This window comes from Paenibacillus sp. ov031 (assembly GCF_900143165.1).
In the GTDB taxonomy this organism is placed as follows: Bacteria; Bacillota; Bacilli; order Paenibacillales; family Paenibacillaceae; genus Paenibacillus; species Paenibacillus marchantiae.
Map to the genome: position 1 here is coordinate 2128652 of NZ_FRDO01000001.1, position 15817 is coordinate 2144468.

Annotated in this window: 16 protein-coding genes and 1 riboswitch; of the genes, 1 reads left to right on the forward strand and 15 read right to left on the reverse strand. The window is 45.1% G+C overall.

Annotated elements, in window-relative coordinates:
- Nucleotides 1–257 precede the first annotated feature (257 nt).
- Nucleotides 258–758, forward strand: a complete 501-nt coding sequence (locus BUA17_RS09015; protein ID WP_053780904.1) for a C40 family peptidase — start codon at nt 258–260, stop codon at nt 756–758.
- 135 nt (nt 759–893) lie between these two features.
- On the opposite strand, the gene BUA17_RS09020 is transcribed toward BUA17_RS09015, so the two are convergent.
- The 15 genes from BUA17_RS09020 to BUA17_RS09090 form a co-directional block, all read right to left on the reverse strand.
- Nucleotides 894–1583: a winged helix-turn-helix domain-containing protein gene (locus BUA17_RS09020; RefSeq protein WP_064637160.1), complete on the reverse strand. Its 690-nt coding sequence runs from the start codon at nt 1581–1583 to the stop codon at nt 894–896.
- A 174-nt stretch (nt 1584–1757) separates the two neighbouring features.
- On the reverse strand, nt 1758–2807 hold the full coding sequence (locus BUA17_RS09025) for a MoeB/ThiF family adenylyltransferase (RefSeq protein WP_072733285.1): 1050 nt from the start codon (nt 2805–2807) through the stop codon (nt 1758–1760).
- The gene (locus tag BUA17_RS09030; RefSeq protein ID WP_072733286.1) at nt 2804–3571 is read right to left on the reverse strand and encodes a thiazole synthase; all 768 of its coding nucleotides are present in this window, start codon (nt 3569–3571) and stop codon (nt 2804–2806) included. The genes BUA17_RS09025 and BUA17_RS09030 overlap by 4 nt, the downstream gene beginning before the upstream one ends.
- A 3-nt stretch (nt 3572–3574) precedes the next feature.
- A complete protein-coding gene (gene thiS / locus BUA17_RS09035) occupies nt 3575–3778 on the reverse strand; it encodes a sulfur carrier protein ThiS (protein ID WP_072733287.1) in 204 nt (67 codons plus the stop codon).
- A complete protein-coding gene (thiO, locus tag BUA17_RS09040) occupies nt 3775–5007 on the reverse strand; it encodes a glycine oxidase ThiO (protein WP_170867811.1) in 1233 nt (410 codons plus the stop codon). The genes thiS and thiO overlap by 4 nt, the downstream gene beginning before the upstream one ends.
- A gap of 5 nt (nt 5008–5012) precedes the next feature.
- Nucleotides 5013–5606, reverse strand: coding sequence for a thiamine phosphate synthase (locus tag BUA17_RS09045; protein WP_170867812.1), 594 nt, complete (start codon nt 5604–5606; stop codon nt 5013–5015).
- Nucleotides 5607–5918: 312 nt separating this feature from the next.
- Nucleotides 5919–6028, reverse strand: a riboswitch (TPP riboswitch).
- A 133-nt stretch (nt 6029–6161) separates the two neighbouring features.
- On the reverse strand, nt 6162–7712 hold the full coding sequence (locus tag BUA17_RS09050) for an ABC-F family ATP-binding cassette domain-containing protein (RefSeq protein WP_063562839.1): 1551 nt from the start codon (nt 7710–7712) through the stop codon (nt 6162–6164).
- A 132-nt stretch (nt 7713–7844) separates the two neighbouring features.
- Nucleotides 7845–8828, reverse strand: coding sequence for a hypothetical protein (locus tag BUA17_RS09055; RefSeq protein ID WP_072733289.1), 984 nt, complete (start codon nt 8826–8828; stop codon nt 7845–7847).
- Complete coding sequence (locus BUA17_RS09060; protein ID WP_072733290.1) at nt 8815–9366, reverse strand: hypothetical protein; 552 nt, start codon at nt 9364–9366, stop codon at nt 8815–8817. The genes BUA17_RS09055 and BUA17_RS09060 overlap by 14 nt, the downstream gene beginning before the upstream one ends.
- Nucleotides 9363–9761 carry a hypothetical protein gene (locus BUA17_RS09065; protein ID WP_063562842.1) on the reverse strand — a complete coding sequence of 133 codons (399 nt, stop codon included), beginning with the start codon at nt 9759–9761 and terminating at the stop codon, nt 9363–9365. The genes BUA17_RS09060 and BUA17_RS09065 overlap by 4 nt, the downstream gene beginning before the upstream one ends.
- Nucleotides 9762–9777: 16 nt before the next feature.
- Nucleotides 9778–10263, reverse strand: a complete 486-nt coding sequence (locus BUA17_RS09070; protein ID WP_063562843.1) for a hypothetical protein — start codon at nt 10261–10263, stop codon at nt 9778–9780.
- A gap of 55 nt (nt 10264–10318) precedes the next feature.
- Nucleotides 10319–12385 carry a hypothetical protein gene (locus BUA17_RS09075; protein ID WP_072733291.1) on the reverse strand — a complete coding sequence of 689 codons (2067 nt, stop codon included), beginning with the start codon at nt 12383–12385 and terminating at the stop codon, nt 10319–10321.
- Nucleotides 12375–14201, reverse strand: coding sequence for a P-loop NTPase family protein (locus BUA17_RS09080; protein WP_063562845.1), 1827 nt, complete (start codon nt 14199–14201; stop codon nt 12375–12377). The genes BUA17_RS09075 and BUA17_RS09080 overlap by 11 nt, the downstream gene beginning before the upstream one ends.
- Before the next feature lie 7 nt (nt 14202–14208).
- Nucleotides 14209–15039: a CpaE/TadZ family protein gene (locus BUA17_RS09085; protein ID WP_072733292.1), complete on the reverse strand. Its 831-nt coding sequence runs from the start codon at nt 15037–15039 to the stop codon at nt 14209–14211.
- A complete protein-coding gene (locus tag BUA17_RS09090; protein ID WP_064637143.1) occupies nt 15036–15749 on the reverse strand; it encodes a hypothetical protein in 714 nt (237 codons plus the stop codon). The genes BUA17_RS09085 and BUA17_RS09090 overlap by 4 nt, the downstream gene beginning before the upstream one ends.
- Nucleotides 15750–15817 lie beyond the last annotated feature (68 nt).

Consider the following 15817-nt stretch of genomic DNA (forward strand, 5'->3'; position numbering starts at 1 on the left):
TTTGTAACCTATGATTTAGATTAAAAATAAGAGCATAAAACAACAAAGACCCTTGAATATCAAGGGTCTTTTCTATTTTTGTAACATTCGAGCTTCGTCAATGATTAATTTTTTGACATTTTTAATGGTATTTTAATAAACAAACCCAAACCGTTGCGGCCCTAGGGAGAATCAGGTTCCATCCAATTTCTAGGCTGTTACAAAGCTGTTATACTCGCTCTAGCAACTAAACGAAAACGAATTTTGGAGGTACTCACATGAAAACAAACATCTTTGTCCAAAAGGCCGTAACCGTCGGGTTGTGCGCTACACTAGGTTTTGGAGCTGTATTAATGACTAATGCACCTGTCGCACAGGCAGCAAGCGCTTCTGTATCCACAGGACAACAAATCGTGAACTATGGTAAAACCTTTACAGGAACTCCATATAAATTTGGTGCGTCAACTTCTACAACCAAAAATTTTGACTGCTCTTCTTTTATGAAATACATCTTCAAAAAGTATGGTGTAGACCTGCCACGTACATCCGTTAAGCAATCCCAAGAAGGTGTAGCTGTTTCCAAAGCTAATCTGCAAGTGGGAGATCTCGTCTTCTTCTCCAGCGGTAGTCGCTCTACAGGCTCCAATATTACTCACGTAGGCGTATATGCAGGCGACGGAAAAGTTCTGCACACGTACGGATCACCAGGTGTAACTCTCTCCGACTTGAACTCGGGGAACTGGAAAAAAACATATATTAAAGCTCGCCGCGTACTGTAGCTCATATTTTAAAGATAACGAAGCGAGTGGGGCCGGATCTGATGATCCGGTCCTTTTATATTTACCCAATGAAGTTCTCTCTCCAAACAGGAGTTATGTGGAAAACAGACACTGAGTTCTTTGAGACGACCTCTTTTATTGGGTATGAAGCATATAACCGATGCCACGAACGGTATGAATTAATTTGACACTCCTCCCCTTATCCACCTTCACTCGTAAATGTTTGATATATACATCCACCACATTGGTATCCATTGCAAAATCATACCCCCATACTTCCCTTAAAATAACGCTCCGGGGACACGCCTCATTCACATGACGAGCCAAAAATTCCAGCAATTCGTATTCTTTCGGAGTTAATACCAGATATTCGCCTGCACGACTTACACGACGTGAACGCAGATTGACCTTGAGGTCATGTACAACAATGACTTCTTCATCTTCCTGTGAAGCATGCGAGAACACACGTAAAAGATTCCGTATTCTGGCCATCATCACATTACCGTGAATAGGTGCTTCCATCACATCATTAGCGCCGTAATCGAGTAATTCCACAATCAATTCAGGCGATATCTTGGGAGTTATCACAAGTAATGGGGAGGTGACACCTACGTGCACAAAAGACTCTAGTCCATTTTTCAGGGTATCTTCATGACACCCTTCATTCATTAATATGATCATATTGAGATTCGTGAGTGTTAGTTCAGAAATACGGTTCAGATCTGTCCATTCCATTTGCTCAACTTGGTACCCTTCTGCACACAGTATGCCTTGAATAAAAGAAACCAGATCGCCCCTGCCAACCAGTAATATGGATGTTTTCATTTTTTTCACCCGGCCTGTCTTGTACGCTGCTACATTTGTTGGTTTAAACTACACTTGGTCTCCACATCCTTGTGACCACTGTGCATCGCAGCATTGTTGTATGTTTATCATGCCGTAAAATGAAAAAGTCCATTCCCGGAAGGAACGGACGCGGAACATTCATTTGATTTTTCTCTAACCAAAGTACCGGTGAACCAGTGTACGCGCCTCTGCCGTGTCTTTTGTTCCATGAACAAGGACACGACCATCCTGAAAAATGACCATCCTGTTTGCTCCTGTTGTAAAAGAAACCAAAAATGGATTAGCCTCCACTTGGCCTTCTTCCAGCTTGCCGAGACGATCAGCCGTATGTTGTAAATCCAGATTCATTCGCCGTGAAGGGCGAATCTGTACCGTATCCCTACCACATAATACGTCTGTTTTTTCCAGGTTTGAGGCAGAGAGGTACGGATAGTTAGCCTTTACTCCGCAGGAAGGACAATCTTCTTTTCGGGCACCGTCGACGTTAATGGATATGTATTCATTTCTCCACACATCGAATGATAACAACTTGCGTCTCAGTGCATCTGAATTACCACTGAGAAGCTTCATCGCTTCGGCAGTCTGATTAGCTGTAACCATCTGCACCGCCTGAGGGATAATGCCTGATGTATCACAGGTATCCCCACCTAACGGAACCTCTCCCAACAAGCAGTTTAAACAAGGCGTTTCTCCAGGCAGAAACGTGTAGGTAATACCATAACTGCCCACACATCCTCCATAAATCCACGGAATACGATACTTCTGAGACATATCATTTATTAATAGCCGGGTATCAAAATTATCTGTTGCATCCATGATCAAGTCTGCGTTCTGAACCAGTTCTTCCAGTTCATCTACTCTGACGTCCATCACTTTGCCTACAACCTCAACGTTAGAATTAATGTCAGATAGGCGCTTCTTCGCTGCCATCGCTTTGGGCATTCGCTGAATGGCGTCTTGCTCAATATATAATTGCTGTCGCTGTAGGTTGCTCCACTCCACATAGTCACGATCTGCAATAGTAATATGGCCAATTCCTGAACGTACCAATGTTTCCGCAATACCCGTACCAAGCGCGCCCGCTCCAACAATTAATACTTTGCTGTTATTCAATCTATGCTGACCTTCCTTACCGATAGGTGCATACCGTTCCTGTCTGGAATAGCGGTCTCCCTGTTCAGAAGATCGTGTCTGATTAGTCATGTATGAACCATTCCTTCCGCCGGACTACTCGCTGCTGCATAGCGCTTAACGGGAATCATGCCTGCCTCATAAGCCAGTCTGCCTGCTTCAACCCCCATTCGCATGGCCTTCGCCATCTTTACCGGATCTCCTGATCCGGAGACAGCCGTATTCAACAATACACCGTCAGCTCCCAGCTCCATCGCATGAGCAGCATCTTTAGGTGCTCGAAGTCCTGCATCCACAATAACAGGAACGACGGCTTGTTCAATAATAATCTCCAGATTATAGGGATTAATAATTCCTCTCCCCGCCCCTATGGGTGAAGCCCCAGGCATAACAGCATGTACGCCGAGTAGTTGCAATCGCTTGGCCAGAATAACATCGTCCGAGATATAAGGCAGTACCGTAAAGCCCTTTTCAAGCAAGATCTCGCAAGCTTTATAGGTTTCAATCGGGTCAGGAAGTAATGTGATTCCATCGCCGATAACTTCTACTTTTATCATATCACAAAGTCCTGAAGCCCGAGCTAGTTCAGCGATTCGCACAGCTTCCTCTGCTGTTGCAGCACCCGCTGTATTGGGAAGCAGGGTATATCTTTTCAAATCCAGTGTGTCCAGAAAGTGCTGTTTGTTCCGATCTTCCAAGTTCAAACGCCGAACCGCGAACGTTAATACTTCCGTACCGGAGGCTTCAACCGCCTGGCTCTGCACTTCCAAGTCCGAAAATTTGCCTGTACCCAGCAGCAATCTAGACTCAAACGTATAATTTCCAATCCTCAACATAATTCAACCGCCTCCCACAAAATGTACAATTTCAATTCGGTCTCCGTCTCTTAACGCCGTCGTTTCATGATATTCCCGCGTTAAAATTTGCCGATTCAATTCAACCACGACGGTTTTTACTTGCAAATTAAATGAATTGAGCAATTTATCTACACGATTTAAGCTATCTTCAATTTGCATGGTTTGTCCGTTGACAATGATGTTCACTGCAACATCTCCTTTATGTTCAAACGTTCTGGACAAAGGTCCTGAATCCCCAGTTCTTCCGAGGTTTTGCCACAAATCAAGTCAGCCATAAGGCTGGCTGTAATTGCACTAAGCAATATGCCGTTACGATAATGTCCAAAAGCAGCGAATAAACCCGGTACACTATCATAAGCCCCCACATAGGGCAATCCATCCGGAGTCGAAGGACGGACACCAGCCCACGCTCGGATAAAATGTGCTTCCTTCATGCCAGGTACCCAGTTTGTTGCAGCTGCAAGCAGCTTCTGAATGCCTTGTACCGAAACTTTCATGTCTGTTCTTCCAGGAAGGCTTGTTGCACCGATCCATACTTCTCCATTGGCTTTGGGAACAATATATATATCCTCTGCATACACCGTTTTGTCTGGCCTGTACCCGGCATGGTGGGGAGAAAACTGCACGGCTGCAATCTCCCCCTTTACTGGTAAAACAGGCGATTTCAGACCTACATGTCTCATCAATTCTTCACCATGTAACCCTGTAGCAATAATTACATTTCTCGATGTCATCGTTCCTATTGAAGTCTCGATTCCTTGCACACCGTTTACATTCGTATGCAAACGGACATCCTGTACCCCTTCCATCACCCTTGCACCCATGGCTTGAGCCGATCTGACATAAGCCTGCGTTAAGTTGACAGGAAGAACCTCGCTCTCGGAAGGTCTGTAAAATGCTCCATACGTATCCCTGTTTAACCATGAAGCTTCCTGTTGGACAGCAATACGATCCCACCAAATATGTTCTGTAGATAAGGTAGACGATCTACGATCATTCTTGTAACTGCTGACCTCACTGTATGAACGAAAAGGAGTAATAAATCCATGCTGTTGCAGCCCCATTTCCACTCCGCTAAGCGAACTGATCCGTTCCTTCTGCTCATGAAGCAAAGCTCTGCTCTGCCTTGCAAGCTTTGCCATTACAGCATGAGTGAATTCCTCACTATCAGCAGCAAGCATGCCTGCGGCTGCACAGGAAGTTCCCCCAGCGATCCGCGCCCGCTCAACCAGAAGAACGTCATGGCCTCGAGTAGCGAGTTCATATGCGATGGCACATCCGATAACTCCTCCACCTACAATAATGGTTTCTGCATGAAGCTTGCCTCCAACTTCCGCTCCAACTTTACTTCCCGAAACTATTCCTGGATGATAGCCTGAACGATTCCTGCTTCGACTTCTTGCTTCCTCTCTCAAGATCTTCATCTCCTTGGTTCGGCGTACTTGTCTGAATCCGTGATCGCCTGTCGCAATGAAGCGGCAGCTACTTCCGGCTTATCGGTCGTCCAAATCGTTGAAATTACAGCGGCTCCTCTAGCACCAGCAGTTCGAATGGCAGCAATATTCTCAGGACTAATCCCGCCAATCGCGATCACGGGAATCGAAACATTAGAGCATACCTCAGCTAACGCACTTAGCCCTCTGGGTTCGCAATTCGGTTTACTATTTGAAGCATAGACATGCCCATAAAAGAGATAATCCGCTCCCTGTTCTTCTGCAACTTTTGCTTCTTCCAGAGAATGAACCGATATGCCTACGCGCAGCCGATCGACTCTCCTCAACTCATCCTTATCATAGCTGCGAGTAACTGCTTGACCCCAATGCACACCACCAATTGAAGCATATTGATCCAGCTGATCTGAGCCATTCATAATGATTCGGTCAGATGGAACACCTTGTGCTTTCAGACTTTTCGCCCAATACATCTGTTGCTCAAGGGTCAACTTTTTTTCACGAATGTGGATATAATCGACCCACCGCCATATACCCTTAGCAATATTCAGAAAAGAGTCCAAGTCTCCTGTACCTGGTGAAACCACATGCAGTTCGAATGATCTTGTTATTACATGTTCGTGGAAGATTACCGTCCTGTTCGCCCTCCTCTTGCATGATTTAAGCTGATATACAACAAAAAAGCCACTCCCGTAGGGGAGTGGCCACGAATTTAAAATTCATGGATCAACTGAATGACTGTCGCATGCAATTACACTATACATAACGCATAACAACTATAGAAACCATCCATAGTCGCAACGCTGTATACATAGAACTGCATGATTCATCTTGCAGGCCATATCGCAAAGTCAACGATAAAGCTCTTTGTCATTAGCTGAAACGCGCCACTTCCCTACGCTGGTATGATCCAGATCAGGTACAAAGGGTCCGGAATCGCATTCTTCCATCTCAGCCGCATCGTGCGGCCCCCCTAGTGTTCATATGAAGCTGTAGCCTATGTTACCATAGACACCTTTTTTTGTCACCGTACATTTCCATGAATTACGTTGTTCACCATTGCTGAAATCATGTAGTTAACGAAGTTGCTGTTTCTGGTGCGAAGAATTTCGTAGAAACTATTGTTTGTCGGACCAAGCTTCAACATCCCACGTTTTGGTTACCCAACCTTCATAAAATTCAGGTTCATGGGATACGAGCAGCACGGTACCCTTGAATTCCTGCAGGGCACGTTTCAGCTCTGCTTTTGCGGTTACATCCAAATGGTTTGTGGGCTCATCGAACAAAATCCAGTTACTTTCACGCATCAGAAGCTTACATAAACGAACCTTGGCTTGTTCACCACCACTAAGTGCGTTAAGCGGGCGGGTGATATGCTCATTTTTTAATCCACAACGTGCGAGATGGCCCCGGACTTCATTCTGTGTCAGATGAGAAAACTCATTCCACACATCTTCGATCGGGGTAATATTACCTGCACGTACTTCCTGTTCGAAATAAGCTGTTTCCAGATAGTCCCCCAAGAAAGTCTTACCGCTAATTGGTGGGATTTTCCCCAAGATCGTCTTGAGCAGTGTGGATTTACCTACACCGTTACATCCAACAATGGCAATTTTCTCGCCACGCTCAATCGTCATCGTCATTTTAGGCAATAATGCATATGAATATCCGATTTCAAAATCAATACCCTCAAAGACGGTTTTACTACTCGCCCGGGCATCCTTGAATTTGAATGTGGGTTTGGCCGCTTCGTCTGGACGATCAATCCGTTCAATCTTGCCGAGCTGCTTCTCACGGCTCTTGGCACGACCGGAAGTGGAAGCGCGGGCTTTGTTCCGCTGAATGAAATCTTCCTGCTTCTTGATAAACTCCTGCTGTTTCTCATAAGCATCAATATGTTGCGCCTTATTCATGTCGGCCATCTCAAGGAATTTGTTATAGTTCGCTGCATAACGCGTCAACTTGGCAAATTCCAGATGATAAATAACGTTAACGACCTCATTCATAAACTCTGTATCATGCGAAATCAGAATAAACGCATACGGGTAATCCTTCAGGTAACGCGTCAGCCATTCAATGTGTTCCACATCGAGATAGTTCGTCGGCTCATCCAACAAAAGAGCTGTGGGTTTCTCCAGTAAAAGCTTGGCAAGCAATACCTTCGTACGCTGACCACCACTAAGCGCGGCCACATCACGATCCAGACCGATGGCGGACAATCCAAGTCCATTCGCCATCTCTTCCACTTTCACATCGATCAGATAAAAATCACCTTGCTCCAATTGCTCTTGAATGTCACCCATTTCTTCCAGCAACAATTCGAGCTTGTCCGGATCGGCGTCTGCCATCTGATCCGTAATAGACATCATTTCTTTTTCCAACTCAAGCAAGGGCAGGAACGCATCCTTAAGCACATCACGAATCGTTTTTCCAGGCGTGAGCTTGGTATGCTGATCCAGATATCCATAACGAACTTTGGGGGTCCATTCGACCTTCCCTTCGTCCTTTAACAATTTCCCGGTAAGAATGTTCATCAGTGTGGACTTACCCACACCATTTGCACCAACAAGACCTACACGCTCTCCGGCAAGTAAACGAAAAGATACATTTTTAAATAACGTGCGGTCTCCAAAATTGTGACTCACGTTCTCTACTGACAATAAACTCATAAGATGAGGTTGCTCCTATCTATTGGACATTACTATCGTTCCGAAACCCTATTTTAGCACAGGTGTCGCCTTTTCTGAAAGTAATGTAAACATCTCATGCAACCTCGCTTTTATATTACAAACAAACTGCCTTTAATTTATGGAACAGTTATACTCAAAATAACCTTGTGCTGCCGCTTGTTTGGCATTTGTAAACACTTCTTCGGCTCTGTAACCATTGCTACATGTGGAAGGGTAATAGTATTTAATTCCACTTACAGGATCAACTCCGCCAACGATCGCTGTTTTCTTCACCAGTCTGCCACCACCAATGGCATAATTGTTAATCTTTTGGTTACCTACAGGTATTCCCTGAATAAACGCCATCAGCCCCGTATCATTAATCGAATTGTACCAGTCTTCCTGAGAAATCAAAGGCATGGTAAAGGTGTAGGAAACACCATTCCTTCTTGCAAACTCATTATGCCGGTTAATAACATCTGCCAAATCTTCCTGCACACTTGTCACGATCCGACCTCGTCTGACCTGCTCAAACGTCTCGGCATTCTGAAGCAGAGGGATTTGTGTGCTGGAGGCCAGTTCTTTCTGGAAACCCTCAACCCACATGCCCAAGCCTGCATCATAGGCATACACATACCCATCGAGTGTGAAGTTAATACTGCTACCATTTGAATCAGAATATGTATAGGGCTTTTTAGGACTCCAAACTTGCCGGAATGAATCTTCAAGATCACCTGTCATCTCAGTTTCGTTCGCCAAAATGTAATAACCATCATAATCCAGCACGACCATTGCAGGAATGTAATTAAACATGGCCCGTATAGCAGCAGGATCATCCTGAATCCCCATATTTAGCGCCAGTGTTTGGGTAAAGGTAGTCAAGGCAAGCTCTTTGTCCGCTTTTACAAATTTGGTCGAATCATACCCTGCTTCATCGTTTTGCTTCTCATTTTGATGCATCACAGCCCCTGCATCCAGTACAGCAGTCTGAAGTGCCATCTTATATTGATTGCTTAAATATTGAGCCTCTTGGGCATTGTCTGTATTGTGAGAAATAACCCAGAATATAGGTAAAAATATAAGCACAAACACAATAGAAAGATCAGTAATCTTCATTGAGCACCATCCCCCCATATGTGGTAAACACGGCTGCAGCCTGTGCAGACCCGTTCAACCACTCACGAATCAACATGGAAGGTGTGCGATTGGTATTTTTGACGGTTACAGTGAAGAAATCCCCCATTGCCAGTGTATATCTGCGCCCAGGATCGTCTAAAGCTAGCACACCGGACGAAGGAAACAGCTTTGCTTTAATTTGGGCTGAATAATAGCCATCTTGTACAGTTTCATAGGTGCCAGAAAATGTGCTCTGATCCATCGGATCTGAGTAATGAGGAACATATTTTTTGTGCAAATGCTCCATGGAAATCTCATAGGCATTCCCCGTTCGGGCCATCTGTTCTTCGAATTCTGTATACATGACAGGGGAAATGTATCCCTTTGTTCTGACTGCATCAACAAAACGGGTAACCGTCTGAACAACGGTCATGCGTGCCATGTCATCCTGTCGATCTGCAGTCTCTGCTGCCGGATATACATAAAGCAAAATCACTGCCAGCAAAACAGCAAGCAGCTTGGATGCAGCGTTAATCAAGGTGTACTGGCCTCCTTCCAAAATGCAATCTTCAGCAGTTCGCCAGCCTCACTTCTTATGAACTCAGGTCTATACGAAGCAGCAAGCTGGACAGGAATGGTTCCTCTTCTGTTTACAAGGGGATCAATGACATATGCAATCCCGTCCACCTCCACGCTGACCGTTGTCCCTGTCATTTGCCTCACAGTGTGTAACACTTCCGCACCACTATAACGGATTGGCTCACTTATACGCAGAGTGGTATTCAGCCGTCCTTCCATGTCTGCTGTCGTCTGCACCAAGTGATTCAAAGCGTCTGAAAGAACCCGAACATTCTGCTGCCCGTACAGGCAGGCTGTCACAAATAGGACAACCGCCGTACAGAACAACATGAGCTGCTGTGTATTCTGGGACATGTTAAACCAACTCCTGTCAGGATTGCTGGAAAATAAGCCCTCTTACCACATTGGATCTGTCTTTTACGATAATTGCTTTGAATTTACCACTTGGATTGACATATTGGTTGTCTTTTTCACTCATAGTTTGATTAATAATCCCTACTTTATCATCTGGAGAAATCACTGAACCGTAATCTGCATTATTGAGATCCTGGGATATGTTCAACTGATTGCCATACCATTGACCTCCCTTGTTTTTACCTGTAATAACTTGAATACCGAACTGATCCTTGTCCGCATATTTACGCAACGCGTTTGTGACCTGTGATCCGCTAATGGTTGTTCCGTCATACACGGTAAATGCAGCTTGGGACAACTCGGTCTGGATATCGGCAAAATTGTTCTGTGCCGTTTTGGTTGCCTCCTGAGCCGAAATAAACAATAGAACCACAATTGTAATAAGGGCGATGGTCAGAAAGATGCCTGCTGCCACCTTTAAAGCACTTGATGCATTGTTCATGATAAATCCTCCTATATCGTTTTTAATTTATTTCAGACTGTGACGTACATGGTCGTTACAGTTTCTGAATCTGTTCATAATAAATGTTCATTTGCAGGAAACTCATGCCTACCAGCGGAATGACCAGATAGAGGAAGATCAGGGCATACATCGGTGTAAACCCGATCATTCTTCCCCATGATGCTTTAACATCAATCATCTTGGTGTATTCCTGCTTCCGTTGTTCAAAATAAAAGGCCATCATACTATCCAGATCATCAAATGCCTCTCGAATCGAAATTTTCCCAAGTGCAAGTTGCAGTTTTTCAACCAAACGCTGAAATTCAGGCAGACCTGCATCTTCTTTCAATTGTTCAAGTGCATGCTCCGGCCCATGTTCAAAGTGCAACAGACATTTTTGCAGTGGTCTTTTGAAAATGACAGCAAAGCGATTGAGCCATTCCAGTATTTCCTCTACAGACATACGGTCCATCTCTCGCAAGATTGAGATAACCGTCTGAAACTGATAGATTTCATGCCTCATGTCCATGCTTCTCATCTTGCGCTGGAACATCATGAGCCAGATCGGCATGTGATAACCCGCTAAACCTATCATCATTGCAATAATTAACTCCCACCAGTGGAGATATTGCTTGTTGTAACCTTCCAGCTTCTGCAGGATGCGTGCGATAGTTTCAGTCTGTGCATCATGCTCCAGTGGAACGGGATTTACGGACTGCAATGCATTGGAGATCTCATCAAAAGTTGCTCCTCGCTTCATTTCGATGCGCTCGAGTACAGCTTGATCCAAGCTTGTCTTCTCGGTAGCCTGCTTCAACTCCGCCTCTCCCATCGCGCCAAACATCCGGTCATCTCTCACAGGATCATGTAAAATATGATTTCGTTCAACCTGATGCAGCAGAAAGACACATCCAATGGTCAGGACAAAACAACTTACAAATAACATCAGCCTTCGTATCGCCAGCCATTCATATTTCAGTTCCGAGCTACTTTCCCGCATCAGTCTTACGGTTTGACTGTAATTGGTACTGCCAGGTTTGGCCACGAACAACATCGCGACTTTACGAATGAACGTCTGCCTGTATAGGAACTGATCGATTCTGGAGTGTTTGCGCCCTGTCCGATAGCGGGTTTCATCATATTGCTGAAGTCTTTGCAAAAGCAGGTAGGCAAGTATGATAATGACATAGATCGATATTTTGGTTACAAACCCGATTTTGCTGCGATAAAATTCATCCATAGTCGGAAAACTTCCTCTGGCCCAACGTTCGATTGGAGCTGTGAATAGAACGGGGGCCAGGGCGATGATATTCAACCCTTTTAACAGATAGTCCAATTTGTCCCGCCGCAAAATCTCCAGATGAATTTCCTGCGTCAGATTCCCCAGGCCTTTCAAGTAAATCGAACCCTGTGCTCTGTCTTTATCCCCGAACTCCATCACCATATATGAAATACCGGCAAAACCTTTAAGAAAGCGATTTGGCGCAATCTCATAGTACCGTTCCAAAGCTTCGTTCGGATCCGGAGAAGTCAATGCTTCATAGATCAACAGCACTTGCTCGGCAGCCTCTCCTTTACCTGCTTCCGCTGCTTCATAAAGTGCCTCCTCTACCATTCCATGCTGATGATACCGATGTCTCACGTCGGCAAACAGGTCCAGCATCTGTACCAAAAGTCGCTTCTCCATACGATTCAGACACATATCCAGTACAAGGCTGTTTAGAACTACAGCGCAGAGTACCGACAATATAACAAAGGCGATACCCGGCTGCATAAGGAAAAGGATTACACTGATACTCCCGTATCCTCCGAAGATAATTAGAACCACGTTCATAGTCATTCGTCTTAATGCTGGTTCGTCGCCTACATGCCGGAATGAGATTCGTTTCTGTACTTGTAAAATATAAGCAGAGAATAGCGGCACTTTCATGCCCCACCGATAAGACTGTAACAGGACCGATCCCCACCGCAGCGTACGAGTGCCGTTTAGCGTAGCGATCCCGATAGATTTACTTGCATTGTCTCCTCCTCTGTGACGTAACAGGTTCAGTACAAGTAGCGTGATTATCAGGCCACCTGCACATATCCCCAACACCAACAGAAGAGCTATCTTAACGGTCATAGGTATCACCCCAATGTTGCTTGATGAACTGTTCGAACAGCGCAGCGTCCTGCAGTGTCATCTGATCCCGCATATCCGTAATGCTTCCTATGGAGATCGGAGCTGTGATGACGTAATTGCCATCCTTGTACTCGATCACATTGCGAAACGTAAATCCCGCCCGTTCCTCAACGCTATCCCCTTTATTCGCACGTGGCAGACACTCCGTAATTCGTTCGATATATCTTCGTCCCTCTGCGTCCTTTTTCATATGTACATCGAAATTAATGACACTTACTACTTGCTCCTCGGCAATATGTTCATGTTGGAACATACCTGTTTTGAGCAGTGAATTACGGAGGGAGAAAACCAAATCACGAAACGTTTTGGCATGATGGGTAAACAGGGTGAACAGACTGGCAACCTGGGACATCTGAATCATCCATGCGGCTACTTCGTCACTTGCGACCTCACCGAGAATATTTACAGTACCATCCGTCTTTTTCTGTAAGTCCAGTCCCTGTTGACCTGAGATGTGCTCCGTCTCCCGGAAGCTTAGTATGTTACGCCGACTGTATATACGCCGAAGCTGTAACTCGAAAGCCATCTCCTGTACACGCAGGGTATACGAAGCGTAAATATGCTTCACCATTGCCATAAGTAGTGTCGTTTTACCCGATCCCTGTGCTCCTGTTACAGCTGTGATTCGACTGCCTTTCATCAAATATTGCAGCAAAGTGATTGGCAGATCTGCGTTGTTACCAGTAATCAACTGTTCCAGTGAAGCATTGGGAATATCAAATTTCCGGACAAAGAATGCCCATGATTCGGCAAAGGGAGGACGCACAACAACGACACGTGATCCATCCTTCATCTCGTTCACCTTGTATCCATTTGCTTCCGAAAGCTGTCCCGGATAGTTGTATTTATAAATATTTTGACATACCCTCTTCAGTTCACGGATATTGCCAAACGACAGGAAAGACAGATGAATGGACTTACCTTTATAGAAAATCCAGACACTTTCCATTCCAGTAAGTGGTTCTTCAAGGGGAGCATCTTCAAGTCCATCTGTGAGCAGATCATTCCACGAAGCTGGCTGCCGTAGCCCCATATCCTGAAGGGCATCCAGCATGCCACTCACACCACCACTAACGCCATCTATTCGTTGATCTCTTATTTCATCAACCACCGAGAAACCTTTGTAATGCTGGTAGATACGTTGAACGATGATATCTGTTTTTTCTCTGAATCCAAGCTCTCTATACTCACACTCAAACACATATCGGATGTCCTCCTCGGAGATATAGTAACTTCCTCCGTCGTCTGCACCTTCACTCAGCCTCAATCTGCCAAGATCATAAGTGTCAATCATGCGTGACAAGGCATCGACACCAAATTGCTGCCGGTATAGATAAAACACGATTTCGAATTGATCCTGAACCGTCAGCAACTCAGCTTCTCCAAAATATATGACCTCATCGATATTTGACTTATTCAGTCCTATACTGCGGGTAAGCAGATCACCTATCAGGTTTTTGACATACGTTTTATCACTGATGCTTCCTGATACACAACCTTTAAGCGCCTTGCGCATCTCGGCACGCTGATTGATTCTTCGGCGATATTCTTCTTCGTGCAATCCTGCATCCGCAAGTTGACTATGACTAAGCTCATGAAGCGAGTTCTTTACTTTCTCTGTCAGCACTTCAATCGTGAAGGATTCGCGCTCAGGAGCACGGTTATTTTTTTCACGATGGGAAGCTCTGTATTTGAACCAAACATACGCAAGACATAACAGCAAAATTAAAATTAACCATAGGGTATTCCAGAGCATCAGATGTTCAGGCTCCCCTTTCCAGCCTTTTTAGTACGGTACGCATCCCTGCCCCATCCATAATAAGACGAGCGAGTTCAGCCATACTTGCGGCAAAGCTCCCTTTACGAATATCTTTATTGTTGCTCAGACCTTCCAATTGCAAGTACGCAGCCGCATCACGACGATTGAAGGCATCCAGAAATCCGGTGGTATAAGGCAACACTGATATCGAGCCTTTGTATCGAAAACGCCGACGAATATTGGTGATGGTTGCGCGTGAATGAGGATCATACTTATTCAGCACGATGTGCAGTTTCTGATCACTCATGCTCTCGGGTCTGATTTTTTCAAAAAAATACTCCAGATCCCTCATATTTTGATTCAGGTTCACCACAACATAGTCCGCTTGATCCAGCAGAACCTGGTCACTAGTGCCTGCGCGATCTGCATCGAGAAGAACCAGATCATAATATTCATTGGCTACGTGCAACAGCCTTTTTAATGTCTCCACATGCTCTTCTGTTGAACGTTCCAATCGATTAATTCTGCCAGTCAACAAATCCAGACGGTCATTAAGGAGCGGCTTGGTGTAGTCCCTCAAATTATGCTTGTTCAGACTCCCGCTAATATGCAGCCGTTCCAGAGCATCCCATCCCCCCTCCTCGAATGTAAATACGGATCCCGTGTCCTCTATTTCTTTAGGTGGGAGGGCAGCTTCTGTGCTGCTCCCGACAGGACCTGTATTTACAAGCAAAATTCTTGTCCTATATTGAAGGGCCATCGCATAGGCGCCGATCAACGCACTTGAGGTGCTGCCTGTTCCTGCAAAAGGACTCCAAAACGTAATGGTGCTCATGCCCTCATCCTTTCTGCTTCTTTAATGGCCCGGCGACTCTGGACATTTTCCCATCCGGTCAACTGCTCCACTAACCTGCATAGCGATTTTTTATAGTTCCGTGACAATGGCCCCAGGCGAATACGGCGATGATGCTCATTTTCCAGTTTGACCGCTGCAGTCAGTTCATCCCAAGGCAACATCAGCGATTCCCCTGTCCATACAAATGGACTACCTTCCAGATACGCCCACAAATATCGAGCTTCCAGTTTGCAATCAACGGCATTAATCAAAATGCGCTGAAATGGTAGTTCTGCTGGTAGGGACTGCTCTTCAAGCAACCGCTTGAGCCAGCCTTTGCCCCGTTCCAGATTGTAACGTTCATAATCACTGACCCAGACACGGATATCTGCCGTGAGCCATAGATCACGTGACGCAAAGTGTGATGTTTCCATGTCGTAAAGGACGTAATCATAACTCTCCAATTTCTCGCCACTCGCTTCAAGATGACTCTCAACCGCTGTTGAAGTTACGAACTGACATGCGATATCAAAACCTTCAAATTCTGTAATACGCAGAGATTGCTGACTTTCCCCAACGCCGTATCCATATTTCTGCTGTAATGTTCCATCAACAAGCAAGACACGTTTACCGGAGGACGCCAGTATTTTGCAAAGGTACAGCATCAGGTCATTCTTCTCGCATAACCCAGCAAAGATCCATGTTTGCATAGCTATCGAATCTCCTTTTAATTTCTTTTAAACGTTGTTACATGAATAATAAATGGTTTTTCCTGCTT